Source organism: Photobacterium sp. ABD4_091, assembly GCF_056160145.1.
On sequence record NZ_JBSWWQ010000001.1, the window covers coordinates 992,907 to 1,018,607 of the forward strand.

At 50.0% G+C, this 25,701-nt stretch carries 18 protein-coding genes, 5 tRNA genes, 3 rRNA genes and 1 other annotated feature; of the genes, 9 read left to right on the forward strand and 17 right to left on the reverse strand.

Features of this window, described 5'->3' with window-relative positions:
* The first annotated feature begins 18 nt into the window (after positions 1-18).
* Positions 19-939: a LysR substrate-binding domain-containing protein gene (locus ACXAGQ_RS04410; RefSeq protein WP_475252127.1), complete on the forward strand. Its 921-nt coding sequence runs from the start codon at positions 19-21 to the stop codon at positions 937-939.
* On the opposite strand, the gene ACXAGQ_RS04415 is transcribed toward ACXAGQ_RS04410, so the two are convergent.
* The gene (locus tag ACXAGQ_RS04415; RefSeq protein WP_475254661.1) at positions 936-1,622 is read right to left on the reverse strand and encodes a DNA-3-methyladenine glycosylase I; all 687 of its coding nucleotides are present in this window, start codon (positions 1,620-1,622) and stop codon (positions 936-938) included. The two genes, ACXAGQ_RS04410 and ACXAGQ_RS04415, sit on opposite strands and share 4 nt — an antisense overlap.
* A gap of 83 nt (positions 1,623-1,705) precedes the next feature.
* On the opposite strand from ACXAGQ_RS04415, the gene ACXAGQ_RS04420 reads away from it, so the two are divergent.
* From ACXAGQ_RS04420 to ACXAGQ_RS04440, 5 genes are all read left to right on the forward strand, one after another.
* A complete protein-coding gene (locus ACXAGQ_RS04420) occupies positions 1,706-2,005 on the forward strand; it encodes a YebG family protein (protein ID WP_475252129.1) in 300 nt (99 codons plus the stop codon).
* A gap of 254 nt (positions 2,006-2,259) precedes the next feature.
* Entirely contained in the window at positions 2,260-3,291 is a 1,032-nt protein-coding gene (gene dapD / locus ACXAGQ_RS04425; protein WP_475252131.1) for a 2,3,4,5-tetrahydropyridine-2,6-dicarboxylate N-succinyltransferase, read from the forward strand.
* Between the two features lie 254 nt (positions 3,292-3,545).
* Positions 3,546-3,845, forward strand: a complete 300-nt coding sequence (locus tag ACXAGQ_RS04430; RefSeq protein WP_475252133.1) for a hypothetical protein — start codon at positions 3,546-3,548, stop codon at positions 3,843-3,845.
* Positions 3,846-4,208: 363 nt separating this feature from the next.
* On the forward strand, positions 4,209-5,408 hold the full coding sequence (locus ACXAGQ_RS04435; protein ID WP_475252135.1) for a multidrug effflux MFS transporter: 1,200 nt from the start codon (positions 4,209-4,211) through the stop codon (positions 5,406-5,408).
* A 38-nt stretch (positions 5,409-5,446) separates the two neighbouring features.
* Complete coding sequence (locus tag ACXAGQ_RS04440) at positions 5,447-5,791, forward strand: DUF2799 domain-containing protein (protein WP_475252137.1); 345 nt, start codon at positions 5,447-5,449, stop codon at positions 5,789-5,791.
* Positions 5,792-5,851: 60 nt separating this feature from the next.
* Here the strand turns inward: ACXAGQ_RS04440 and ACXAGQ_RS04445 are convergent, their stop codons facing one another.
* The 13 genes from ACXAGQ_RS04445 to rluD form a co-directional block, all read right to left on the reverse strand.
* On the reverse strand, positions 5,852-8,347 hold the full coding sequence (locus tag ACXAGQ_RS04445; protein ID WP_475252139.1) for an FG-GAP repeat domain-containing protein: 2,496 nt from the start codon (positions 8,345-8,347) through the stop codon (positions 5,852-5,854).
* Between the two features lie 406 nt (positions 8,348-8,753).
* Positions 8,754-8,830: transfer RNA gene (locus ACXAGQ_RS04450), tRNA-Asp, on the reverse strand.
* 14 nt (positions 8,831-8,844) lie between these two features.
* Positions 8,845-8,960 (reverse strand): 5S ribosomal RNA (gene rrf, locus ACXAGQ_RS04455).
* A gap of 214 nt (positions 8,961-9,174) precedes the next feature.
* A 23S ribosomal RNA gene (locus ACXAGQ_RS04460) occupies positions 9,175-12,062 on the reverse strand.
* Positions 12,063-12,350: 288 nt separating this feature from the next.
* A tRNA-Ala gene (locus ACXAGQ_RS04465) sits at positions 12,351-12,426 on the reverse strand.
* A 30-nt stretch (positions 12,427-12,456) separates the two neighbouring features.
* A tRNA-Val gene (locus ACXAGQ_RS04470) sits at positions 12,457-12,532 on the reverse strand.
* 31 nt (positions 12,533-12,563) lie between these two features.
* A tRNA-Lys gene (locus tag ACXAGQ_RS04475) sits at positions 12,564-12,639 on the reverse strand.
* A 1-nt stretch (position 12,640) separates the two neighbouring features.
* Positions 12,641-12,716, reverse strand: a tRNA-Glu gene (locus ACXAGQ_RS04480).
* A gap of 92 nt (positions 12,717-12,808) precedes the next feature.
* Positions 12,809-14,375, reverse strand: a 16S ribosomal RNA gene (locus ACXAGQ_RS04485).
* The 16S, 23S and 5S rRNA genes sit together here with 5 tRNA genes alongside, the layout of an rRNA operon.
* A 370-nt stretch (positions 14,376-14,745) precedes the next feature.
* Complete coding sequence (locus ACXAGQ_RS04490) at positions 14,746-15,420, reverse strand: tellurite resistance TerB family protein (protein ID WP_475252141.1); 675 nt, start codon at positions 15,418-15,420, stop codon at positions 14,746-14,748.
* Between the two features lie 217 nt (positions 15,421-15,637).
* Positions 15,638-18,211: an ATP-dependent chaperone ClpB gene (gene clpB, locus ACXAGQ_RS04495; protein WP_475252143.1), complete on the reverse strand. Its 2,574-nt coding sequence runs from the start codon at positions 18,209-18,211 to the stop codon at positions 15,638-15,640.
* Positions 18,212-18,387: 176 nt separating this feature from the next.
* Positions 18,388-19,113, reverse strand: coding sequence for a peptidoglycan editing factor PgeF (pgeF, locus tag ACXAGQ_RS04500; protein WP_475252145.1), 726 nt, complete (start codon positions 19,111-19,113; stop codon positions 18,388-18,390).
* A 1-nt stretch (position 19,114) separates the two neighbouring features.
* Positions 19,115-20,089, reverse strand: coding sequence for a 23S rRNA pseudouridine(1911/1915/1917) synthase RluD (rluD, locus tag ACXAGQ_RS04505; protein WP_475252147.1), 975 nt, complete (start codon positions 20,087-20,089; stop codon positions 19,115-19,117).
* A 140-nt stretch (positions 20,090-20,229) separates the two neighbouring features.
* Between rluD and bamD the strand changes: the two genes are divergently transcribed.
* Entirely contained in the window at positions 20,230-20,955 is a 726-nt protein-coding gene (gene bamD, locus ACXAGQ_RS04510; RefSeq protein WP_475238498.1) for an outer membrane protein assembly factor BamD, read from the forward strand.
* Positions 20,956-21,083: 128 nt separating this feature from the next.
* On the opposite strand, the gene ACXAGQ_RS04515 is transcribed toward bamD, so the two are convergent.
* On the reverse strand, positions 21,084-21,272 hold the full coding sequence (locus ACXAGQ_RS04515; RefSeq protein WP_475252149.1) for a hypothetical protein: 189 nt from the start codon (positions 21,270-21,272) through the stop codon (positions 21,084-21,086).
* Between the two features lie 69 nt (positions 21,273-21,341).
* Here ACXAGQ_RS04515 and hpf point away from each other — a divergent pair, with 69 nt between their 5' ends.
* Complete coding sequence (gene hpf / locus ACXAGQ_RS04520) at positions 21,342-21,689, forward strand: ribosome hibernation-promoting factor, HPF/YfiA family (RefSeq protein WP_107300783.1); 348 nt, start codon at positions 21,342-21,344, stop codon at positions 21,687-21,689.
* 125 nt (positions 21,690-21,814) lie between these two features.
* Positions 21,815-21,937, forward strand: a sequence feature (Phe leader region).
* 22 nt (positions 21,938-21,959) lie between these two features.
* A complete protein-coding gene (pheA, locus tag ACXAGQ_RS04525) occupies positions 21,960-23,141 on the forward strand; it encodes a prephenate dehydratase (RefSeq protein WP_187463891.1) in 1,182 nt (393 codons plus the stop codon).
* Positions 23,142-23,386: 245 nt separating this feature from the next.
* Here pheA and tyrA read toward each other — a convergent pair whose 3' ends face one another.
* Positions 23,387-24,526 carry a bifunctional chorismate mutase/prephenate dehydrogenase gene (tyrA, locus tag ACXAGQ_RS04530; RefSeq protein WP_475252151.1) on the reverse strand — a complete coding sequence of 380 codons (1,140 nt, stop codon included), beginning with the start codon at positions 24,524-24,526 and terminating at the stop codon, positions 23,387-23,389.
* 28 nt (positions 24,527-24,554) lie between these two features.
* Positions 24,555-25,628 carry a 3-deoxy-7-phosphoheptulonate synthase gene (locus ACXAGQ_RS04535; RefSeq protein ID WP_475238493.1) on the reverse strand — a complete coding sequence of 358 codons (1,074 nt, stop codon included), beginning with the start codon at positions 25,626-25,628 and terminating at the stop codon, positions 24,555-24,557.
* Positions 25,629-25,701: the final 73 nt, after the last annotated feature.

A 25,701-nucleotide genomic window follows, 5' to 3' on the forward strand; every position in this document is an offset into this window, starting at 1 on the left:
AGAACAAGAGCTAATTCAATGAATATCGCCCTACGTCAATTGAAAGTGTTTGTCACTGTCGCCCAGGAACTGACCATTACTGCTGCTGCAGAAAAGCTGTTCCTCTCCAAGCCAGCGGTCAGTATGGCGCTCTCCGAGCTGGAAAAGCAGCTTGGCCATAAGTTGTTTGACCGCAACAATAACCGCCTGCTGATCAACGAACAAGGCAAGCGCTTGTTGCCATTGGCCGATGAGCTGTTGGCGAGAAGCCAAGATATCGAACAGCTTTTCAGCCAGGAAGGCCCGGTAACCGGGAAACTCAAGATTGGTTCGAGTGATACGGTAGGTAACCAGGTCACCCCGTTTTTGCTACGGGATTTCCGCCAGCAATCTGATCATTGCGATCAAAGCCTATTTATTGCCAATACCGCCCAGATCTGCCACATGCTAGGTGAGTTCGAGCTAGACATCGGCCTGGTCGAAGGCAAAGTGCAGGCTGACAACCTGGCAGTAATACCCTGGCTAGGCGATGAAATGGTGGTAGCCTGCCACCCAGGGCACCCGCTGACCAAGATAAAGCAACTCAGCCTGAGCGATCTTGAGCATAGCGAGTGGATCCTGCGCGAGCCTGGCTCTGGCACCCGTGAGTATTTCCTCGGCCGCCTGGCACCAAGGCTGGAAAGCTGGCACCAAGCTTTTGAGCTCAACAACACCGAAGCCATTATCAACTGCACGGCAGCCGGGCTCGGCCTCACACTGCTATCCCGCCGCGCCGTTGAGCACGCAGAGAAAGACAACCGCCTGACAATTTTATCAGTCCCCCTTGATATGCACCGCCAATACTGGCTGCTCTACCACAAGGAAAAATACCAGAGCCCATTGCTAAAGCTGTTTATCGAGTTTTGCCAACAGTGGAATTCTCCGCTATGCCAAGCCAACCTTGAAACAGCAGGTGGTTAAACGCGGTTATCACCACAGCTAAATGCGATGATCTGGCTGATCTGACACAGCGGCCGGCCAGATTCCTGCTGCCACTCACTGAATGCACCCTGTGCTGCCAATAGGGATTTCTGGGTATCCCTACCACCATCAATGATACCGGTTTGACGCAAGTAAGCTTCGACATCCCCGCTCAGGATAAACGTGTCTTTGCCCATAATGCGCAAAGTATAAGGGCCAGTATTGCCCCCCAGGCGCTTGCCGTGCTTTTTCAGGTAGCGCCAAAGGCCGGTAATATCGTCCTGCGGCCAGTCGGCTACCATTGCAGAAAACGAACCATGCTCAAGGGCGGCCTCGTGGATCATCTGGGCGTTTTCCGGAATAGTCATCACTTTGCCCAAATGGCGGATAATGGCTGGCTCAGTCGCTTTTCGCTCCCACATTTCAGTCGGCATCAACAGCATTTTCTCGATATCAAAACCAAAAAAGACCTCTTCGAAATTAGGCCATTTGTTGCGCACAACCTGCCAGCTGATCCCGGACTGAAATACCTTCTGGGTAAATGCGGCAAGCCAGCGGTCATCACCGATCTGTTTGAGTGCCTCAGCGGGCAATGGTGCCGACAACATGCTCTCTAGCACACCTTCCCCACCCTTGCGCTCCGCGGCTCGGGCATATATTTGCGAAAATTTTTCTCTTGCCATCACATTAACACGCTTATCACTGGACATTGCCCTTAATGCTACTGTATAAACAGCCAGTAAATCAATTTCGGGAGAGGGTGACCATGGCTGTTATCGTCAAATATGTAGTTGAGCGCAACGGAGAAGAAAAGATGACTTTCACCTCTAAGTCCGAAGCCGACGCATACGACAAGATGCTAGATATGGCTGACGAGATGTTTACTTTGCTAGGCGAAAGTGAACTTTTCGAGGATGAAGCCAAGCAAGAAGAGCTTTCGCTGTTCTTGGCACAGAAACGTGAAGACGTGCTAGTTGCACTAGGGGCTAAGAAGAAAGCAGCTCCGAAGAAAAAAGCGGTAAAGCCTGAGCTTATTGCTGAGCAGAAGGATGATGCTGCAGCTTAATTACTAAGCCAGCTAGTTTTCTTCATGATAAACCTCCTTTTCCAAGGAGGTTTTTTATTGCCTGCAGCTATAAATCCCGACGTTGAATTTATCAACAGCGCGAGCGTTTTCCCATTGTCATAATTTCATCATTTTTCACCGATTACCCCCTCCCCCCTTCAATATCGGCGCAAGTGTCTTTATGATGGGTTCATCACACTTTGCCGGCCAACTGCGTCCGGCATGAATTACTTTGACATGGAGAACCAACAGTAATGGCCAGCTTTTCACTAGCCCTTGGTACTGCAACCAAAAACCGCGATAACAAAATCATCGAAGCGTTTTTTCCAACCCCGATCCTAAACCCAGCTGACGCGCTAGTTGATGCCATTGCCGCTATCGTTGATTACAAGGAAGGTAATCAGGCTATCGAAGTCACGGCAGCCCAGTGCGCCGACCTTGCAGCTGCTTTCAGCGCAGCAGGCGAAGAAGCCAGCGCTAACTTCGCAACTAAAGCGGCAGCATCAGAGCAACCGCTGGTTGTAGTGATCCTTGCGACTGACGAAGCGCCTGCCTCTGTTGCCGAAGGCTTCCTGAAGCTACAACTTATCTCTCATCGCCTAGTTAAGCCGCACGGCGTTGTACTGGACGGCATCTTTGGCCTGCTGCACAACATCGCTTGGACCAACCAAGGCCCAATCGATCTGCCAGAACTGGCAGACCGCCAAATGGAAGCTCGCCTAAACGGCGAAACTATCACTGTCGATTGTGTCGATAAGTTCCCTAAAATGGTGGACTACGTGGTACCAACAGGCGTACGTATTGCTGATACCTCTCGTGTTCGCCTTGGTGCGCACGTGGGCGAAGGCACAACCGTTATGCACGAAGGCTTCATCAACTTCAATGCTGGTACAACCGGCGTGAGCATGGTTGAAGGCCGTATCTCCGCAGGTGTTGTTGTTGGCAACGGCTCTGACATCGGTGGTGGTGCCTCTATCATGGGTACGCTATCTGGCGGCGGTAAAGTCGTGGTTTCTATCGGTGAAAACAGCCTGCTAGGTGCCAATGCTGGCCTGGGCTTCCCTATGGGTGACCGTTGTACGATTGAATCTGGCCTGTACGTTACTGCAGGCTCAAAAGTACGCATGCTGGACAAGAGCGGCCAGGAAGTCGAAGTGGTGAAAGCCCGTGACCTAGCTGGCGTCTCTGATCTGCTGTTCCGCCGCAACTCAATGACAGGCCAAATTGAGTGCCTGGCAAACAAATCAGCGGTTGAACTAAACAGTGAGTTGCACAGCAACAACTAATCGCCTGAAAAAAACGCCTCTTGTGAGGCGTTTTTTATTTCAACACAACTTAGCCCCTCCAAGTTATCCCTTGGCTGCTTCTCCCCTGAGCGACCTCTCCCCCTCTATTCCTAATCCGCCAACGCTAACCGTTATTTCAGGTCTTAAAATGTAACAAAACGGCATGCACGATCAGTCACAAAGTCTCCTCGTCAGATTGCCAACTGACTGGCGTTTATGAGAGGGTATCGGCAAATAACAACATGGAGAGAGAGATGTCATTTTTCTTTGAACGGGAAGAGACTGATAATCAAGTCAAAATTGTCCTCAAACCCCACTCACTATACGTGATGCTGCTAATGTTGGCGGTATGGCTGATAAATGAGATGGTGCTGCATATCATGCCGGTGACACAAATCATCATGCCAGTATTTATTGTCTTCATGGTGATCCGCTTCTTTTCCCTGGTTAAGGTTCAAAAAGAGGTACTGGTTGCCATGAAACAGGGCAAGGTACAAACTAGCGGCAGCAAATTTTCCTTCTCAAGCCCATTTACCTACATCATTAGCAAGTAATTATCCGCTCGTTCCATATAGGAAATAATCCATTGAGCCTGCGCTGCTTATCCTACCCCGCCTAACCGTGCATAATATTGATATCCAAGTCACTTAAATATGCTTGGTTCAGCGAGAAAGGCAAGATATCTAGGATAAGCAGCATTTGCCCAGTCCGCTGCTATTGTGCAGCCCAAAGCAGCTCAACATCATCTCTTCTCGCCCTTCGGGAGCTAACCTAATGCACCCACTTCAACGTCAGATAACCTCGCAATAGGCTAGCTATTCCATTCGGTTATTTTCCTTGAACTGAGCACATTGATTTCGCTCTGAACCCAGCAGACTCAAGCCACTTGGGTATCAGTCACATTACAGGAGGGGAAGATGGCCGGATTTAACTGGAAACCACTATTACTTGCATGCTTGATTGTCAGCATTGGTCAATTAAGCCTTGGCTTGGTTTTTCCTGCACTCCCTGCCGTCGCCCACTCTCTTAAGCTCTCAACCGAGCAGGTACAACTGCTGGTTTCAGGGTATTTATTCAGCTTCGGCGCCTCACAGCTTCTCTACGGCCCGTTATCTGATGTCTTCGGCCGCAGGCCCGTGTTGCTAGCCGGTTTGCTTATCGCCGCCTCCGGACTGGCTGTCGGGGTGATGAAAGCCGATTCATTCCAGTGGCTGCTACTCGGTCGCATCATCCAAGGGATGGGGGCGGGTAGCGTGGCAGTCTTAGCCCGCGCCACTATTCGCGACAGCTACCAACGGCAAGACCTGGTGAAAGCAATGACCTGGGTGGCAATTGTCGCCGCCTTTACCCCGATTATGGCTCCCGTTATCGGCGGTATCGTCAACCACCACTTTGGCTGGTTAACGGTCTTCATCGTCCTGCTCGGCTATATCGCAGTTGTCTGGTTATTATTGCTGCTTAGCTTCAGCGAAACCCTTGCAACAGCACAGCGCCCCCCATCGGTCAGACAACTGGCAAAATCCTACCTGTCGTTGATTCAAGAGCGGCACTTCCTGTCATTTGCCGGTATTGGGTGGGTTAACTTCGCGCTGGTTGTCCTGTCAATTTCGATGATGCCGTTTATTATGCAGGTACAGATAGGAATGAGCTCCGAGCGCTACGCCCTTTGGGCGATGGGGCCAGCATTTGGTTTGCTCTGTGGCGGTTTGGTCTGCCAGCGGCTGCGGCCACGGCTGGGCACGCAAAGAATGCTGATGCTCTCCCCTTTGCTTCACTTTGTCGCCGGCTCGGTATTAATCGCTGCGCCGCTGTCACCAGTCTGGATGGTCACCGGCCACTTCTTGATGGCGATGGCCAATGGGATTGCCTTCCCGTGCGCCCAGTCACTGCTGCTTGTTCCTTATGGTAACAAGGCCGGTACGGTTTCAGCCCTGTCCGGTGCCTGCCAGATGGTCTTTGCCTCTCTGCTCAGCAATGGCCTGCTAAAACTAGGGATCAGCCAAGCGTGGCACTTGGGCGGTATTATGGTCGTTGGCGCAGGTTTAGGACTGCTACTCGCTATGCTCGGCACCATGAGCGAAAGTGGGCGCCGGGCAGTGGCAACTCTCAACGGATAAACCATAATTAACTCAGTTCTTTAAATTGAGGGGGCACCATGGTTAGGTTTCTGAAAATATGCTTATTGGCGGTATCGTTTGTTTTCCTTGGTGCCTGTTCCAGCCAGTATGAAGCCGACTTGGCGAAAAACCAACAATGGGAAGAGCTTGGCGCCTACCATGGAGAGCAAGGATATCGTGAACTGAGTGAAATAGATCTCGGTAAACGCGGCGGTTATGCTGAAATTGACTACGAGAAATACCGTGCCGGTTATCTCAAAGGACGATTTGATTATTGTGCCGGGAAACAAACTGTGGGTACGGTGATCAACCCGGGTTATCCAGATGACTGCCAAGATAGCCAATCAAGCTCGAGTTATGGCTTGATTGACCGAGGGTATTAAGCGTTATTCACCCTACGTTAGCCTCAATAAAAAATGGCAGCCGAGGCTGCCATTTATTTATCATGGGGCGGGTTGATTAAGGTAAACCCCACTGTCGCTCGAACCAAACAGAATCAAGTCCAAATCGCCGTCATCATCCAGATCGCCAAATAACGGTTCATTGTGATATTTGCCGAAATTACCGTTACTTGATGGTGCAAATTGACCAGAACCATCATTGAAGTAAAGCTGAGCATCTTCAACATATGTGCCTGTAATAACCACATCCAAGTGGCCATTACTGTTTACATCAGCAAAAGCGGCAGCCCGGCCATTGACACCAAATGGAACATCGGATTTTTCAAATACTCCGGTGCCATCATTGATATACAAGTTATTTTGCTCAACGCCCTGAAAGTCCATATTGGTAAGGAGAATGTCCGGCTTGCCATTACCATTCACATCACCCACGGCAACATTAAAGCGCTTCTCTTTTTGGCTGACGCCAAAGCGTTGACCGGAATCGGTAAAATGACCTTCTCCGTCATTGAGGTAAATCATGGTGCTGTTGTCACCGCCACCATAGATGATGTCTAACCCATTTACCCCATCAACATCGGCAAGCGCCACGTTAGATGAATAAGATGCAGCACTATGCTCACTCAAATACTCATCACTATCAATAAAGCCACCCTTGCGATCGTTGAAATAAATCAGAGGCGCCCTAAATTGTTGGCCAACAACAATATCTAGATAGCCGTTTCCATTCAAATCACCGACAGCAATAGTTCTTGTCGCCCCTTTACCAAGCAAGACACCGGAATCAACGAGCTTGCCGTTTCCATCATTGAAGAAAATCTGATCACCATCAGACGTCGCTCGAACAAGATCCTGGCGGCCGTTACCGTTTAAATCAGCAGCAACGATGGCGTTAGTGCGGCGTTGATCTACAAAACTCATTTCAGACTCGGTGAAATTACCCTTGCCATCATTTTGGTAAATCATTACACCATTAGTTCGCTTACCCGCAACGAGATCAAGATGACCGTTACCAGTAATATCAGCTAACGCTGACGAATCAGCATAGCGATCCTCACCACTTCCTCCATAAAAGATTTGTTGGTGTTTCTCAAAATAGCCATCACCAATATCATCACGCTTCTCTAGGTGCAAAAGCAGGTTTTCAACCGCCAAGGGCTCCATAACCAAGGTTTCAGAGGCACCGAAGATACTGTCACGAACGGCAATGTTATGCTCACCTGCAACCAAATGAGCCTTAAAAGAACCCGTATTGTATTCAGAGCCTGTCAGGCCAACCAATTTATCATTGATATAAACCTCAGCGCCCATCGCTGGCAGCCAATCCCGATCCAGAACGCTTAACATCATCGTTCCAAGGATACGGCCGGAAATAATGCTCTCCCGCTTAAGCTCAAGCTTACAACCTAGGGTCTGGTTAATCTCGACATTGATAGAGGTGTTACAGCTTGCGAACGGTACCGAGTTATATTGGTCCGAGGCTTCATTAGCCTGGTGGAATGCAAGGTATGCCGCGACTGTATCTTGGCCGCCGGTCAAAAACAGCTCACTGGCTTTATAGGTGCCGTTCAAATCTTTGACTTCTAGCACTTTCTCCTGCGGGGGAACATGCTCGCCGCTCAACCGGACAATCAGCGCCAAATCTTGTGCCGAGCCCGCTTCCTCCACAACTTCATTGGGAATGACAAAGCTAAATGTGCCTTCATCCTTAAGCTCATCAAGCACAAAGTCGACATCGGTCTGAAGAGGGATGACATCCATCTTCGCATCTTCACCTTCAACGAAGTTAATGCGGTTCTCTTCATCCTCGCTCTTGCCCACCATCAAGTTACCATCATAAAGACGCATCGCCATCAGGTACTCCCCTGGCTCTACATTCATGATGATCTCGGCAATCCCTGTTTCCTTGTTGATGGTGTAAACCGTTTCGGCTGCATTATTAATAGATAAACCAAACTGTGGGTTGTTCAGTGCTTCCAGCTCTTCTGACGGCCAAGAGAACGTCAGTTTAGAAACATACTGTACTTTATCAAAGTCACTGATTGTATCGCCTAGGTTTGGCAACAATATAAAGTCAATTTCAGGTTCTACGCCATCAACAATTTTTTCGCCTAGGGCCTGGGCGACATATTGTCGCTGCTGGGAATCCCTTGAACTCAGTAGCAATACAAAGTCATAGGTTCCTGGTTTTAGTGCCAATGAGCGATGCGAAATGGTCTCGACATTGCCATCACTATCAACTTTCTGGGTGACAGGCCAATCAAATGTTTGTTTGTCATTCGTCAAAATATCAGTGACTTCAAGTTCACCGTCATAACGCTTGTCCTGTGTAACCTGTGTCGACTTGGCCGATTTTGATGCGTAACCCGAAACTGAGTCAGCCTGCTCATTACCAATCGACTGCAAGTAAGTCGCGGCAAACTCAGTATTCACATCGAATTCGGCATTTGGTGCATCCTTGCTATCCCCACCACACCCTGCTAACAACACAGAGAGTAAGGCGCTTGTAAGCAGCCGTTTTTTTATTTTTATGTCCATTTTTATTCCATATATGAGTTTTAACGAATTGCATACCATGGCATACATCGCGCCAAGAAATTATCACAACACGATTCAATACAACAACTTACAATCATTTCAAAACATTAAAAAACAGAGCGTAAGCTCTAAAAATGAACGAATATTCCCCAAAAGCATGCAGATGCGATTCCTACAGTTCAGCAACCATCACCATATATACCCAAAAATAAATACAAAAAAGCCTCAGCATTTCTGCTGAGGCTTCTTAATAAGTGGCGGAACGGCCGGGCTGGCGTACAAGCGGGACTCGAACCCGCGAATGCCTACGGCAGCGTGACAGGCCGCTGCTTTCAAGGTAAATAAGCTAACCAACTGAACTGCACATACAAAAAATCCCCAGCATTGCTGCTAGGGACTTAATGATTGGCGGAGTGGACGGGACTCGAACCCGCGACCCCCGGCGTGACAGGCCGGTATTCTAACCAACTGAACTACCACTCCGCACTAAATTGGGAGCCTGGCGATGTCCTACTCTCACATGGGGAGGCCCCACACTACCATCGGCGCTACTGCGTTTCACTACTGAGTTCGGCATGGGATCAGGTGGGTCCACAGCGCTATGGTCGCCAAGCAAATTCTTTTAGTTACGAGTTCCTAGAACCTAGATCCTAGAAGGAACCCATAACTCTCTGGAAAACTGTCTTTTGCTCTTCCTAGGAACTAGGAACCAGCAATCTAGTATCTCAATCACATTCAAGTGTTCGTGGAGTCCGTAACCTACATGGATGTAGGAAATACTGATAATCGTCTGGAACGATTTCAGTGCAAAACCCCTTGGGTGTTGTATGGTTAAGCCTCACGGGCAATTAGTACAGGTTAGCTCAACGCCTCACAACGCTTACACACCCTGCCTATCTACGTCGTAGTCTCCAACAACCCTTCAGGAACCTTATAGGTTCAGGGATGACTCATCTCGAGGCTCGCTTCCCGCTTAGATGCTTTCAGCGGTTATCGATTCCGAACTTAGCTACCGGGCAATGCGTCTGGCGACACAACCCGAACACCAGAGGTTCGTCCACTCCGGTCCTCTCGTACTAGGAGCAGCCCCTCTCAATCATCCAACGCCCACGGCAGATAGGGACCGAACTGTCTCACGACGTTCTAAACCCAGCTCGCGTACCACTTTAAATGGCGAACAGCCATACCCTTGGGACCGACTTCAGCCCCAGGATGTGATGAGCCGACATCGAGGTGCCAAACACCGCCGTCGATATGAACTCTTGGGCGGTATCAGCCTGTTATCCCCGGAGTACCTTTTATCCGTTGAGCGATGGCCCTTCCATACAGAACCACCGGATCACTATGACCTGCTTTCGCACCTGCTCGACTTGTCAGTCTCGCAGTCAAGCGGGCTTATGCCATTGCACTAACCTCACGATGTCCGACCGTGATTAGCCCACCTTCGTGCTCCTCCGTTACGCTTTGGGAGGAGACCGCCCCAGTCAAACTACCCACCAGGCACTGTCCGCACCCCGGATAACGGGGCGACGTTAGAACATCAACACTACAAGGGTGGTATTTCAAGGACGGCTCCACCATATCTAGCGACATGGTTTCAAAGCCTCCCACCTATCCTACACATGTAGGGTCAATGTTCAGTGCCAAGCTGTAGTAAAGGTTCACGGGGTCTTTCCGTCTAGCCGCGGGTACGCAGCATCTTCACTGCGATTTCAATTTCACTGAGTCTCGGGTGGAGACAGCGTGGCCATCATTACGCCATTCGTGCAGGTCGGAACTTACCCGACAAGGAATTTCGCTACCTTAGGACCGTTATAGTTACGGCCGCCGTTTACCGGGGCTTCGATCAAGAGCTTCGACCGAAGTCTAACCCCATCAATTAACCTTCCGGCACCGGGCAGGCGTCACACCGTATACGTCATCTTTCGATTTTGCACAGTGCTGTGTTTTTAATAAACAGTTGCAGCCACCTGGTATCTGCGACTGCCAGCAGCTTAAAGAGCAAGTCTCGTCACCGCCGGCAGCGTACCTTCTCCCGAAGTTACGGTACCATTTTGCCTAGTTCCTTCACCCGAGTTCTCTCAAGCGCCTTGGTATTCTCTACCCGACCACCTGTGTCGGTTTGGGGTACGATTCCTTACTATCTGAAGCTTAGAGGCTTTTCCCGGAAGCATGGCATCAATGACTTCAGTGCCGTAGCACCTCGACATCGGGTCTCAGCCTAGTGTAATCCCGGATTTGCCTAAGATTACAGCCTACACCCTTGAACCTGGACAACCGTCGCCAGGCCCACCTAGCCTTCTCCGTCCCCCCATCGCAATAGTAAGAAGTACGGGAATATTAACCCGTTTCCCATCGACTACGCCTTTCGGCCTCGCCTTAGGGGTCGACTCACCCTGCCCCGATTAACGTTGGACAGGAACCCTTGGTCTTCCGGCGAGGGAGTTTTTCACTCCCTTTATCGTTACTCATGTCAGCATTCGCACTTCTGATACGTCCAGCACACCTTACGATGCACCTTCAACCGCTTACAGAACGCTCCCCTACCCAATACCATAAATGGCATTGCCGCAGCTTCGGTGTATAGCTTAGCCCCGTTAAATCTTCCGCGCAGGCCGACTCGACCAGTGAGCTATTACGCTTTCTTTAAATGATGGCTGCTTCTAAGCCAACATCCTGGCTGTCTGAGCCTTCCCACATCGTTTCCCACTTAGCTATAACTTTGGGACCTTAGCTGGCGGTCTGGGTTGTTTCCCTCTCCACGACGGACGTTAGCACCCGCCGTGTGTCTCCCGGATAGTACTTACTGGTATTCGGAGTTTGCAAAGGGTTGGTAAGTCGGGATGACCCCCTAGCCTTAACAGTGCTCTACCCCCAGTAGTATTCGTCCGAGGCGCTACCTAAATAGCTTTCGGGGAGAACCAGCTATCTCCAGGTTTGATTGGCCTTTCACCCCTAGCCACAAGTCATCCGCTAATTTTTCAACATTAGTCGGTTCGGTCCTCCAGTAAGTGTTACCTCACCTTCAACCTGCCCATGGCTAGATCACCTGGTTTCGGGTCTAATCCTAGCAACTGAACGCCCAGTTAAGACTCGGTTTCCCTACGGCTCCCCTAAACGGTTAACCTTGCTACTAAAATTAAGTCGCTGACCCATTATACAAAAGGTACGCAGTCACCCCGAAGGGCTCCTACTGCTTGTACGTACACGGTTTCAGGTTCTATTTCACTCCCCTCACAGGGGTTCTTTTCGCCTTTCCCTCACGGTACTGGTTCACTATCGGTCAGTCAGGAGTATTTAGCCTTGGAGGATGGTCCCCCCATGTTCAGACAGGATATCACGTGTCCCGTCCTACTCGATTTCACTCGAAATGCGCTACCGGTTACGGGGCTATCACCCTGTATCGCTGAGCTTTCCAGCTCATTCACCTGTCGCAAAACTAGCTTAAGGGCTAATCCGGGTTCGCTCGCCGCTACTGCCGGAATCTCGGTTGATTTCTCTTCCTCGGGGTACTTAGATGTTTCAGTTCCCCCGGTTCGCCTCAATGCGCTATGTATTCACGCATTGATAACTGCTTATGCAGCTGGGTTTCCCCATTCGGAAATCCAAGAGTATAGTGATTCTTACCATCTTCTCTTGGCTTATCGCAGGTTAGCACGTCCTTCATCGCCTCTGACTGCCCAGGCATCCACCGTGTACGCTTAGTCACTTAACCATACAACCCCAAGAGGTTTCGTATGGCTCAACAACCAAGGTTGTCCATCTGAGTATGATGAACTGTGTTTCGCCGGACTCTTACACAAGACACTTGAATGTGTGTTGCTTGAGAACTCGTTTTACTTCTCTTAAATAAAGAGAGATAAAACTATTAGTATTGAATTCAAAGAATTCAATTTACTAGTCAGCTTTCCAGATTGTTAAAGAGCATGTGTATTTCTCTACCTAAACGAATAGGTTTCGATATCCACTTTCTAAGGATTCTTAAGGAAAAAACCTTAGAGAGTGGTGGAGCTAAGCAGGATCGAACTGCTGACCTCCTGCGTGCAAGGCAGGCGCTCTCCCAGCTGAGCTATAGCCCCATCGAAATGGTGTCTTTCTAAAAAAAAGAGTGGTGGGCGATACCGGGCTCGAACCAGTGACCCCCTCCTTGTAAGGGAGGTGCTCTCCCAACTGAGCTAATCGCCCACGATAGTTTTAATTCCTTCGTGAGAAAGAATGGTGGGTCGTGCAGGATTCGAACCTGCGACCAATTGATTAAAAGTCAACTGCTCTACCAACTGAGCTAACGACCCGTGGCGTCCCATAGGGGAGTCGAACCCCTGTTACCGCCGTGAAAGGGCGGTGTCCTAGGCCTCTAGACGAATGGGACTAAGTGTTTTCTAGGTTTGGGAACCTAGACATGTTCTTTACATTTCAACCAAGCAATCTGTGTGGACACTGCATAAAACGCAGTCATATCGTTAAGGAGGTGATCCAGCCCCAGGTTCCCCTAGGGCTACCTTGTTACGACTTCACCCCAGTCATGAACCACACCGTGGTAAACGCCCCCCCGAAGGTTAAGCTATCTACTTCTGGTGCAGCCCACTCCCATGGTGTGACGGGCGGTGTGTACAAGGCCCGGGAACGTATTCACCGTGGCATTCTGATCCACGATTACTAGCGATTCCGACTTCATGGAGTCGAGTTGCAGACTCCAATCCGGACTACGACGTACTTTCTGGGATTCGCTCACTCTCGCAAGTTGGCCGCCCTCTGTATACGCCATTGTAGCACGTGTGTAGCCCTACTCGTAAGGGCCATGATGACTTGACGTCGTCCCCACCTTCCTCCGGTTTATCACCGGCAGTCTCCCTGGAGTTCCCACCATTACGTGCTGGCAAACAAGGATAGGGGTTGCGCTCGTTGCGGGACTTAACCCAACATTTCACAACACGAGCTGACGACAGCCATGCAGCACCTGTCTCAGAGTTCCCGAAGGCACCAATCCATCTCTGGAAAGTTCTCTGGATGTCAAGAGTAGGTAAGGTTCTTCGCGTTGCATCGAATTAAACCACATGCTCCACCGCTTGTGCGGGCCCCCGTCAATTCATTTGAGTTTTAATCTTGCGACCGTACTCCCCAGGCGGTCTACTTAACGCGTTAGCTCCGAAAGCCAGTGTTCAAGACACCAACCTCCAAGTAGACATCGTTTACGGCGTGGACTACCAGGGTATCTAATCCTGTTTGCTCCCCACGCTTTCGCATCTGAGCGTCAGTCTTTGTCCAGGGGGCCGCCTTCGCCACCGGTATTCCTTCAGATCTCTACGCATTTCACCGCTACACCTGAAATTCTACCCCCCTCTACAAGACTCTAGCCTGCCAGTTCCAAATGCTATTCCGAGGTTGAGCCCCGGGCTTTCACATCTGGCTTAACAAGCCGCCTGCATGCGCTTTACGCCCAGTAATTCCGATTAACGCTCGCACCCTCCGTATTACCGCGGCTGCTGGCACGGAGTTAGCCGGTGCTTCTTCTGTCGCTAACGTCAAACACTACCGCTATTAACGATAACGCCTTCCTCACGACTGAAAGTGCTTTACAACCCGAAGGCCTTCTTCACACACGCGGCATGGCTGCATCAGGGTTTCCCCCATTGTGCAATATTCCCCACTGCTGCCTCCCGTAGGAGTCTGGACCGTGTCTCAGTTCCAGTGTGGCTGATCATCCTCTCAGACCAGCTAGAGATCGTCGCCTTGGTGAGCTCTTACCTCACCAACTAGCTAATCTCACCTGGGCTAATCCTGACGCGAGAGGCCCGAAGGTCCCCCTCTTTGCTCCCGTTCGTAAAGAACAAGGAGATTATGCGGTATTAGCCATCGTTTCCAATGGTTATCCCCCACATCAGGGCATATTCCCAGGCATTACTCACCCGTCCGCCGCTCGCCGCCCATAAGCGCACCCGAAGGATTGTTTATGTCGCTGCCGCTCGACTTGCATGTGTTAGGCCTGCCGCCAGCGTTCAATCTGAGCCATGATCAAACTCTTCAATTAAAATTTGATTGCTGCTAAATAAATAGCGGCTCAATGAATACTGTTAATCCATTACCGAAGTAATGAATGAATTGACTGTGCTCTCCTCATATTCAGCTCAAGGCTGTTTCCGATTCGATTTGGTCACTCAGTTTCATTGATAATTCTTTTGTTGACTATCATTTCACGAGTGCCCACACAGATTGCATGGTCAAATTGTTAAAGAACAATGTTTGCCACAACCGCTCTGATTCAGTGCTTTGCCGTGACAACGGAGGCGCATTATAGAGACTTGGTTGGGTTTGGCAACACTTTAAATTCAATTATTTTCTCAAAACGAACCAGATGATTACTTGTTAATCAATATGCGCAATTCAGAAGAAATATCACACTACATTTCAGCTTGTTCTTCTATTCGCATCACCAACTCAGTAGGTAACTGCAATGCTTTAGCCAGCTCATCAAGGTAAGCTCGCTCCAAAAAATGGTCCACATCTATTGCCAGAAGTGAAACTAAATAAACTTCCGATGCCAATGCCATATTGTCCACCTGCTGGCTAAGCACGTTCGGATCCAGTGGCGCATCTACCCACTGCAAAATAGCGGCTTCGCTATCAACACCCAAACCCTGCTCAGCGGCCCAATTGGCAATAGCGGCACGTTCTTGCTGATCGATATGCCCGTCAGATTTAGCAGCAAACACCATTGCCTGTATCAGCAAACCCGCTTTTGTATCCAGCTGTTGTTGAAATACTGGCTCTGAAACCGACGCTGTATTTGGTGCTGCTTCATCCTGCTGCCAATTTTTATATGCCTGGTAGGCCAAAGTACCAACAAGTGCCGTTCCCCCAACAGCAGCTGCTTTTGTCCCATATTTTTTTGCCAATTTTCGGGTTTTCTTATTACCTAGCAGCGCCCCGACTACCCCACCACCTAATGCGCCTTTTAACAGGTCGCTTGACGAACTGGCTTTTGTTCCTGAATCCGACTTCCCTTTATCTGAGTACTTGCTTGTATCTAGATACTTGCTCGCTTCGCCCAGCAGCTTATCCATCATTGATTTCATACATCCTCCACTTTCTTATGTTCTCAGGCATTTTTATTTAGGCTCTAAAAAGAGATTGAAAAGGGAGTGAGTCTCATTGCCTGAATCATCTTGTTTGTAATGACATTACGTAGGCTAGTTAAACGAGGATGAATATGAAATGAATTCAATGGTAAATGAATGTAAAAAAGCCCTCCTATAAGGGGAGGGCTTCATTGGCGACATAATTACCTGCTAGCTATTGTTTCGCTTCGATATGGCCTTCATTAGCAACGATGTTAATTGGTTTCCCTGTAACAAACTTGCCTGACAATATATCTTGAGCCAGTGGGTTCTCCACATATTGCTGAATGGCACGCTTCAAAGGACGGGCACCAAATACAGGATCGAATCCAGCCTCGGCAATAAGATCCAACGCACTATCATCCAGCTTCAGCTGGTAATCACGCTCTTCTAGACGTTTAACCAATCGAGCAATCTGGATACTGACAATACTCTTGATATGCTCAGCGCCCAATGGATGGAAGACCACAGTTTCATCAACTCGGTTGATAAACTCAGGTCGGAAATGCTGTCCCACCACTTCCATTACCGTTTGTTTAATGCCTTCGTAGTCCAATTCGCCAAAATGCTCCTGGATACGATCCGAGCCTAGGTTAGACGTCATAATCACTACGCAATTACGGAAATCGACTGTCCGTCCCTGACCATCGGTCAATCGACCGTCATCCAGCACTTGCAGCAAGATATTGAAGACATCAGGGTGAGCCTTCTCAACCTCATCAAGCAAAATTACCGAATATGGACGGCGGCGTACCGCTTCTGTTAGGTAGCCCCCTTCTTCGTAACCGACATAGCCAGGAGGCGCACCGACCAAACGAGCCACAGAGTGTTTCTCCATAAATTCGGACATATCAATCCGCACCATGGCATCATCGCTGTCAAACATGAAGTGTGCCAATGACTTACACAACTCGGTTTTACCTACCCCGGTAGGGCCGAGGAAAAGGAACGAACCAATCGGACGGTTTGGATCTGACAATCCTGCCCGGCTACGGCGAATGGCATTGGCGACAGCATCGACCGCTTCATCTTGGCCGATAACCCGCTTGTGCAACGCCTCTTCCATGCGAAGTAGCTTGTCGCGCTCCCCTTCGAGCATTTTGGCTACCGGGATCCCGGTTTGACGGGAAAGCACTTCCGCAATTTCAGCATCAGTCACCTTGTTCTTGAGCAAGCTCATTTCCTGCATCTCAGCTTGGGCAGCCAAGTCGAGCTGTTTTTCAAGCTCAGGAATTTTGCCGTACTGCAGCTCAGACATCCGGTTGAGATCACCCGCACGACGGGCAATTTCCATATCGGTACGGGCTTGCTCTAGTGCTGTTTTAATATGCTGGGTGCCAGACAGAGCGGCTTTCTCAGCATTCCACACCTCTTCTAGCTCGGCATATTCGCGCTCTTTTTTATCCAGTTCATCTCGTAGATCGCTCAAGCGCTTCTGACTAGCATCATCACTCTCTTTTTCCAGTGCCTGCTGTTCAATCTTGAGCTGGATGATCCGTCGTTCAAGACGATCAAGAGATTCCGGTTTCGAGTCTATCTGCATGCGGATGCTTGATGCCGCTTCATCAATCAGATCGATGGCCTTATCCGGCAGTTGGCGATCGGAGATGTAGCGATGCGAGAGGCCGGCAGCAGCCACAATCGCCGGATCGGTGATCTCGACATGGTGGTGTAGCTCATAACGCTCTTTCAGGCCACGCAAAATGGCCACGGTATCTTCTACCGTCGGCTCATCCACCAGCACCTTTTGGAAACGACGCTCAAGCGCAGCATCTTTTTCAATATACTGACGGTATTCATCCAGCGTCGTCGCGCCTACACAGTGAAGTTCACCGCGGGCCAATGCCGGTTTGAGCATGTTGCCGGCATCCATGGAGCCTTCACCTTTACCGGCACCGACCATGGTATGCAGCTCATCAATAAACAGAATGATGCTGCCTTCTTCCTGCGACAGCTCGTTTAACACTGACTTCAGGCGCTCTTCAAATTCACCACGGTATTTTGCTCCGGCGATCAGCGCGCCCATATCAAGGGAGAGCACACGCTTGTGACGCAAACCTTCAGGCACCTCACCATTTACGATCCGCTGTGCCAAGCCTTCGACAATCGCCGTTTTACCGACACCCGGTTCACCAATAATGACTGGGTTATTCTTAGTACGACGCTGCAATACCTGGATGGTACGGCGAATTTCATCATCACGTCCGATCACAGGATCAAGCTTGCCCTGCTCAGCCCGTTCGGTCAGGTCAATGGTAAATTTCTCCAATGCCTGGCGGTTTTCTTCTGCATTGGGATCATCAACATTCTGCCCACCACGGACTTTTTCAATCGCCTGCTCTATCTTGTCTGCAGTCAGCCCTTTTTCCTTCAACAGCTGGCCTAGCGGGCCTTTGTCGTCTACGGCTGCCAAGATAAATAATTCAGACGAGATATATTTGTCTTTGCGTTTCTGGGCCAGCTTGTCACACATGTTGAACAACATGCCCATGCCATGTGACAACTGGACATCACCGCCGATACCGCTCACTTTAGGCAGCCGCTCCAACAATTCAGACAAGCCAGAGCGCAATTGGGCGATATCAACATTCAATAGGGTAAGAAGTGGACGGATGGTACTGCCATCCTGATTCAGCAGCGCCACCATCAAGTGGGCTGGCTCTATATACTGATGGTCCCGTCCCAATGCTAGCGATTGAGCATCAGAGATTGCCATCTGGAATTTGCTAGTAAAACGGTCAAGACGCATAAGTCCTCCTAATCTTCTCTCACGATAAGATATGGTGGCCTACTGTGCATTTTTCAAGCTGAAATTTCCTTCCTTAATTTTAGATACGTATGTTTCACGTGCTAATTCATACGGTTATATAGAAACAATAAAAAAGCCCTGCATATGCAGGGCCTTGAAGAAACCAACAAGTAAAGCTATTCCAGCCAGATCAGGGTTGCCTGGCGGCCTGTTACCCCATCGCGCCGGTAGGAGTAGAATTGCCCGGCATCCGCATAAGTACAAGCTTCCCCGCCAAACACCTCCCCCACGGAGACACTGGCAAGGCGCTGGCGTGCCAGCAGGTAAAGATCGGCCAACCATTTTTCACCATGGGGTTTGAAGGCGTCCGTAGCGGCAGGATCATGAGCAAGAAACTGTTCCCGCACCTCGCCCCCCACCTCGAAGGCCAGTGGGCCAATAGCAGGCCCAAGCCAAGCCATGATCTCCGAGCCCGGTACTGAAAACTTTGCGACAGCCTGTTCGATAATACCATCGACCAAGCCACGCCAGCCGGCATGGACTGCCGCAACTTGTGTGCCTTGGCGATCACACAAAATCACCGGTAGGCAATCAGCCGTCATCACCACACAAGGGAGATGCTTTTGCGCCGTGTAGCTGCCATCAGCATCTACTGCCTCTACGCTTGGGCGCTCAAGGTTGACCACATCAATACTATGGGTCTGATTCAGCCAAACGGGGGCAGTGTCCAAACCAAGTTGTTGCTGTAACCACTGGCGGTTTTGCAACACAACTTCGGGGTCATCCCCAACATGGTTACCAAGATTCAAACCTTGGTATGGCCCAGCGCTATTACCGCCTTCGCGTGTTGTCGCAATGGCTTTGACATTGGCTGGAGCTGGCCAGTCAGGGACGATCCACATATCAGTATTCTTCCTCTTGGTGCGCTTCTTTGTCCTTGCGCAGGATGCTGATCATCGCGACCATATCAATTGGTAGCGGTGCACGCCATTCCATCAGCTCACCGGTGATTGGATGTTCAAGGCGAAGCATACGCGCATGCAGGGCCTGTCGGTCGAAAGCTCGCAGAGCTTGTACCAACTCATCAGATGCATTTTTCGGCGGACGAGGGCGACCACCGTATATCGCATCACCAATCAGTGGGTGGCTCAGGTAAGACATGTGAACACGGATCTGGTGCGTACGGCCCGTTTCAAGACGTAAAATGATACGGGTATGCTCGCGGAAGTGTTCCGCCACTCGGAAACGGGTGATTGCCGGCTTGCCAAACTCACTGACAGCCATACAAATGCGCTTGGTCGGGTGACGGCCGATAGGTTTGTCTACCGTACCACCGCCCGTCATCTTGCCCATGGCAATCGCTTCGTACTCACGGGTGATGCGGCGCTTTTGCAGCGCGCGAACAAGGCGGGTTTGCGCCTGGATCGTTTTCGCGACCACCATAAGCCCAGTGGTATCTTTATCCAGACGGTGGACGATACCGGCACGCGGCACTTCAGCCAACGCCGGGCAATGGTGCAGCAGCGCATTGAGCACCGTACCATCTGGCGTTCCCGCCCCCGGGTGAACGACAAAGTCACGCGGCTTGTTGATAACAATAATGTGCTCGTCTTCATGTACGATATCTAACGGGATATCCTGAGCTTCCCAGCGGACTTCGTCCTCGATCTCCGCTTTGATAAACAGCTCTTCACCGCCCATCATTTTCAAACGTGGCTTGGTCGTGATTTCCCCATCGACAGAAACCATGCCATTAAGGATCCACTCTTTGATCCGTGAGCGGGAGTAATCGGGGTATAATTCAGCGATAACCTGATCAAGGCGCAAGCCAAGTTGACTATCATTTACTGTATTTGTTAACTCTATCTGCTGTGCCATAGCGAACTTTTTTAAAAAGCGTGGGACTAAACGTCAAACGCTGCGTAAAATAACATAATAGTGTCATTGTATCTGTTAACGGCTCAGACCGTAATGGATCCGCCGAAATAAAATTATTTATCAAGGAAACAGTCGCCGCAATGAAACGCCTGACTCTATCGTCTCTTCTTGCCGTCGCCATACTTTCAGGCTGTTCAAGCACGGAAGAAGTGGTACCGGACGTACCGCCATCTGAACTTTATGCCACTGCCCAGCAGGCCCTGCAAAGTGGTAGCTGGACAACCGCCATCGAACGACTGGAAACATTGGATTCCCGTTACCCGTTCGGTGCGTACTCTGAACAGGTTCAGCTGGATCTGATTTATGCTTACTACAAAAACGATGATCTTGCTTTGGGAGAAGCAACGATCGACCGTTTCAACCGCTTGAACCCGGCCCATGAAAAAGCCGACTGGGTATTGTACATGCGTGGCCTGACTAGCATGGCGCAAGATCGTAGCTTTATGCATGACCTGTTCAATATCGATCGCCACGACCGCGATCCAGAACCTGCCCGCAAAGCATTCCGTGACTTCAAACGCTTGCTAGAGCGCTACCCGAACAGCCGTTATGCTGCTGATGCCCAAGCGCGTATGGTCTTTTTGAAAAATCGTCTGGCTGAGTACGAGCTAGCTGCTGCCGACTTCTACCTTCGTCGTGAAGCCTGGGTGGCAGCCGTCAATCGCTCTCAGCTTATTCAGCGCGAGTACCCAAATACTGAGGCTGCCCGTAAGTCTCTGCTGATTATGGAAAGCGCCTACGAAAAACTCGGCTTGAGCGAGCCGCTGGAAAACACCCGCAAGCTTATCGCACTCAACCCAGTTTAATGGGCAGTTGAGCGAACATAAAAAAACAGCAGCCTATTGGCTGCTGTTTTTTTATGTATATCTGAATACTGTCACTATCCGCTTTGATAAGAGACTGCCGCTTGATAAAGAGACTGGTCAAAATTAACTCAAGTTGTTGTTATAAATCGAAAAAAACCCTGAGCAGCACCAGCCATCAGCGTTCGTTCTTTCCTCATACTGCCCCAAGTTTCTGGTGTTCTACAAGCACTTTCTTCAAACTTTTTTGCAACAAGCAAAGCCTGATCACAGAATTTTTCTGGACAATATTTTAACAACACAATCGTGATCTTGATCACATTATTGATTCCTGAATTTAGTAATCTGAAGTCAACCCAACGAAGGGTAGCAAAAGAGGAAAGATAATTATGACAGTAGACATTACCGGCAAAAACCTAGATATCACCCCTGCTATCCGTGAGCGTATTGAGTTTAAATTCAAGAAGTTAGAAAAGTATCAAGTTCCACTCATCAGCAAACACGCTGTGATCAGCACTGAGCCAAACCGCCAATTTAAAATTGAAGCATCTGCTGCTATTCCGGGAGGTCAACTAGTCGCCTCAGCAGAGCATGACGATATGTACGGTGCGATTACCGAGGTATACCAGAAGCTGGAACGCCAACTGAATAAACAAGCTCACAAACCAACGGCACGCCGTGCAAGCCACAGCAATAAACCGCAGATCGAAGAAACAGAAGCCGAAGAAGAAGCATAATTATTCAAGAGGATTTTATAAACAGCCCTGCCTAGCAGGGCTGTTTAGTTTCTGCTTGACAACCTTTCCAAGGCTTAATAATGTTGAGCCATAACTAACCCAAATTCATAACATTTAGTATTTATGCAAATAACCCAACTGTTTTTCTTTAGCTTCTTTTTTATGTCACCTTAGTGGGGGCTATTCGTTACGCGAGAAACAAGCTAAAGACGAACAGACAGCCTCCTTAACCAAGGGGGCTTTTTTGTATGAATAAGACAGGGAGCGACAATGACAGAACCGCAGTATTCGCTGGACGAGATCCGAACTAACGTCAGCCGTATCGATAACGAAATTCTTAAGCTGCTTGCCGAGCGCCGTCAGCTCAGCCTTGAAGTCGCCAAGAGCAAAATCCAAACCGCCAAGCCCGTGCGCGATCAGACCCGCGAGCAAGAGCTGCTGCTTCGCTTGATCGAAACAGGCCAGTCATTGCAGCTGGATGCCCAGTACGTTACCCAGATCTTCCATACCATTATCGAAGACTCCGTCTTGTTCCAACAGGCATTCCTGCAAAAGATTGCCAATCCAGAGAGCCTGCAACCTGTCGCCCGCGTCTCTTTCCTTGGCGCCAAAGGGTCTTACTCCAACCTGGCCAGCCGCAGCTACTTCAGCAAGAAGCAAACCAAACTGGTGGAGATCAGCTGCTCGACCTTCCGCGATGTGCTGCATACGGTAGAAATTGGCAATGCCGACTATGGCGTGCTGCCAATCGAAAATACCAGCTCGGGCTCAATCAACGAAGTCTACGACTTGCTGCAGCACACTAGCCTGTCGATTGTCGGTGAGATCAACCAGCCTATCGAGCACTGCCTGCTGGCAGCGGTTGATACCAAGCTAGAAGACATTGATACCCTATACTCCCACCCACAACCGCACCAGCAGTGTAGCGAGTACCTGCACTCAATGGGCAATATCACCCAGGAGTACTGCTCAAGCACTGCAGAAGCAATGAAGCAAGTGGCTGAACTCAAGCTGCCGAACGTAGCCGCTATCGGTAATGCCTCAAGTGGCGAGCTGTATGGACTTACTCCAATCAAGACCAATATTGCCAACCAACAGGAAAACTACACCCGCTTCATTGTGGTTGCCCGTAAACCGGTGGAAGTCACCTCGCTGATCCCAGCCAAGACCACCCTTACCATGTCAACAGCGCAGAAAGCCGGTTCACTTGTTGAGTGTCTGTTGGTACTGCGTAACCTCAACATCAATATGACCAAGCTGGAATCACGTCCGGTCATTGGTAACCCATGGGAAGAGATGTTCTACGTCGATGTCGAGGAAAACCTGAAATCAGAAGTGATGCAGGAAGCATTGGAAGAGCTGACCCGCCTCACCCGCTTTATCAAAGTACTGGGTTGCTACCCGAGCGAAAACGTCAAGCCAGTTGATCCTGAGACGGGTGATTTGATCTAAGCGATGTAGCCTGGCACTACAGGCACATCACTGGATGGGAATTTCAAAAACGCGGTAAATACATCCATGTAGCTCCAACCTGACTTCCCTGTCAGGTAGGTTTTGAAATTCCATCCAGCAATATGCCACTCTCTAAGCTACAGGCTCTAGGGCTCTAGGGCTCTAGGGCTCTAGGCTCCAAAGACTAAAAAGCCCACGCACTGCAAAGTACGTGGGCTTTGTTGTTCATGTCGAAGGCGCTTTGCTTAGCGACCTGACGAGGTACGGTGAGTCGAGTCGTTCGCCTGTCTAAGTAATCCCTGGCTCTCGGTTAAAAAATGCTGGGCGTAATCCCCAAACCAATTTTCAACCCGGCCAAAGGCCTGCTTGAACGTCTCTTTGTCTTGGTTATCCAGCATCGCAATCGCTTCGCCAAATCGTTGGTGGAAACGCTTGATCATCGCAATGTTCTGCGGCGATGACATGATGATGTCAGCATACAGCTGGGCATCCTGCGCAAACAGGCGGCCAACCATCGCCAGCTCCAAGCGGTAGATCGGCGAGCTGAGTGACATCAACTGCTCTAGCTTAGGATCTTCCTCTGCTAAGTGAACCCCATACGCAAAAGACGTAAAGTGGCGCAGCGCCTGGATCAAGGTCATGCCTTCATCGTGTTCAATCGCACTGATCCGGTTCAGGGTCGCCCCCCAAATCTGGATCTGCTCCAGCAGCCACTGGTAGCTTTCCGGGTTGCGGCCATCGCAGTACGCAACAACCTGCTTGGCCAAACTGGCAATGTCAGGACCAAACATCGGGTGCAAGCCGACAACCGGCCCACGGTGCACTTCCAACATAGCTTGCACCGGACCACTCTTCACCGACGTTAGATCGGCAAGGATACAGTCTTCCGGCAGGTTGCCCAGCTTGGAAATAATGGTTTCGGTGATATTGATCGGCACCGACACCACCACCATACCGGCATCAGCCAGCAGTTCATCTGCCCTATCCCAGTCTTGGCTGCCTAATTTGCGAACCTGGTAACCCGACAATTCAAACAAGCGGCAGAACAAACCACCTAGCTGGCCGTGACCGCCAACTACTACAATCGGACGCAATTCCGGCTTGAGGCATTTGAAGCCAGAATCATTTTCACTGGCGTAAGACTCACGCATGGTACGGCGCAGGATATCTTCGATAAGATCTGGCGGTACCCCTTTACTTTCAGCTTCCTGTCGGCGTGAAGCCAACATGGCCGCTTCACGATCTGGGGCATAAATCGGCAAGCCATGCTGACTTTTCACATGGCCGACCTCTTCGACCAAAGACAGACGGCGAGCAAGTAGCTCAACCATCTGGCGGTCGACATCATCAATTTGATCTCTTAGTTTACTCAGTTCAGCAACCATCTATGGCTCTCTGCTTTAGGTGGCGAAATTAGTCTTCAACACGCTCTTGAAGGAATGGCGTTAGCTCCTGGTGTGTATGGCGAAGCAGGGTATCTGTCGATTCCCAGTTGATACACGCATCAGTGATAGACACACCGTAAGCCATTTCTCCACGCGGAAGATCCGCACTTTGGTTTCCTTCATTAATGTGGCTTTCCAGCATCAAACCGATAATGGACTTGTTGCCCTCACGGATTTGGTGGATCACATCTTCGGCAACCAGCGGCTGACGACGGTAATCCTTGCGGGAGTTAGCATGGCTACAGTCTACCATCAGCGAAGGAGAAAGACCTGCCGCATTCATCTCGTTTTCACACTCGGTCACAGAGACTGAATCGTAGTTAGTTTGCTTGCCGCCACGCAGGATAACGTGGCCATCTGGGTTACCTTGAGTATTTAGCAGCGCAACCTGACCATCACGGTTGATCCCCATGAAACGGTGGCCCGATGCTGCTGCCTGCATGGCATTGATCGCCGTGCCCAAGCTACCGTCAGTACCATTTTTGAAACCAACAGGCATAGACAGGCCACTGGCCATTTCGCGGTGGGTCTGGGATTCCGTGGTACGGGCACCGATCGCAGCCCAGCTGAACAGATCACCGAGGTACTGCGGACTGATTGGGTCAAGAGCCTCAGTGGCTAGCGGGATCCCCATCTCAACCAGATCGATCAATAGCTGGCGGCCGATATGCAGGCCTTCCTCTACTTCGAATGAGCCATCAAGGTGAGGGTCATTGATAAGGCCTTTCCAACCCACCGTGGTACGTGGTTTTTCAAAGTAAACCCGCATTACAATGTACAGCTGATCACTCAGCTCTTCTGATAGCGCTTTTAGCTTCACCGCATATTCTTTGGCGGCTTCAATATCATGGATAGAGCATGGGCCACATACCACCAGCAAACGGTGGTCGCGTTTGTGGATGATATCAGCAATCGTCTGGCGAGATTCACGAATGAAGTTTAGGGCATTGTCACTGACCGGCAGTTTGCTTCGTAGCTCCTGAGGAGTGATCAGTACCGACTCGTTTTCGATATGGACGTTGTTCAACTGGTCTTTTTGCATGCGGGCTTCCCTGTAAACTAATTAATACAAAACTAAAAGAAAAAACAGGAACACCCTGCTGTAAGGCTGACAA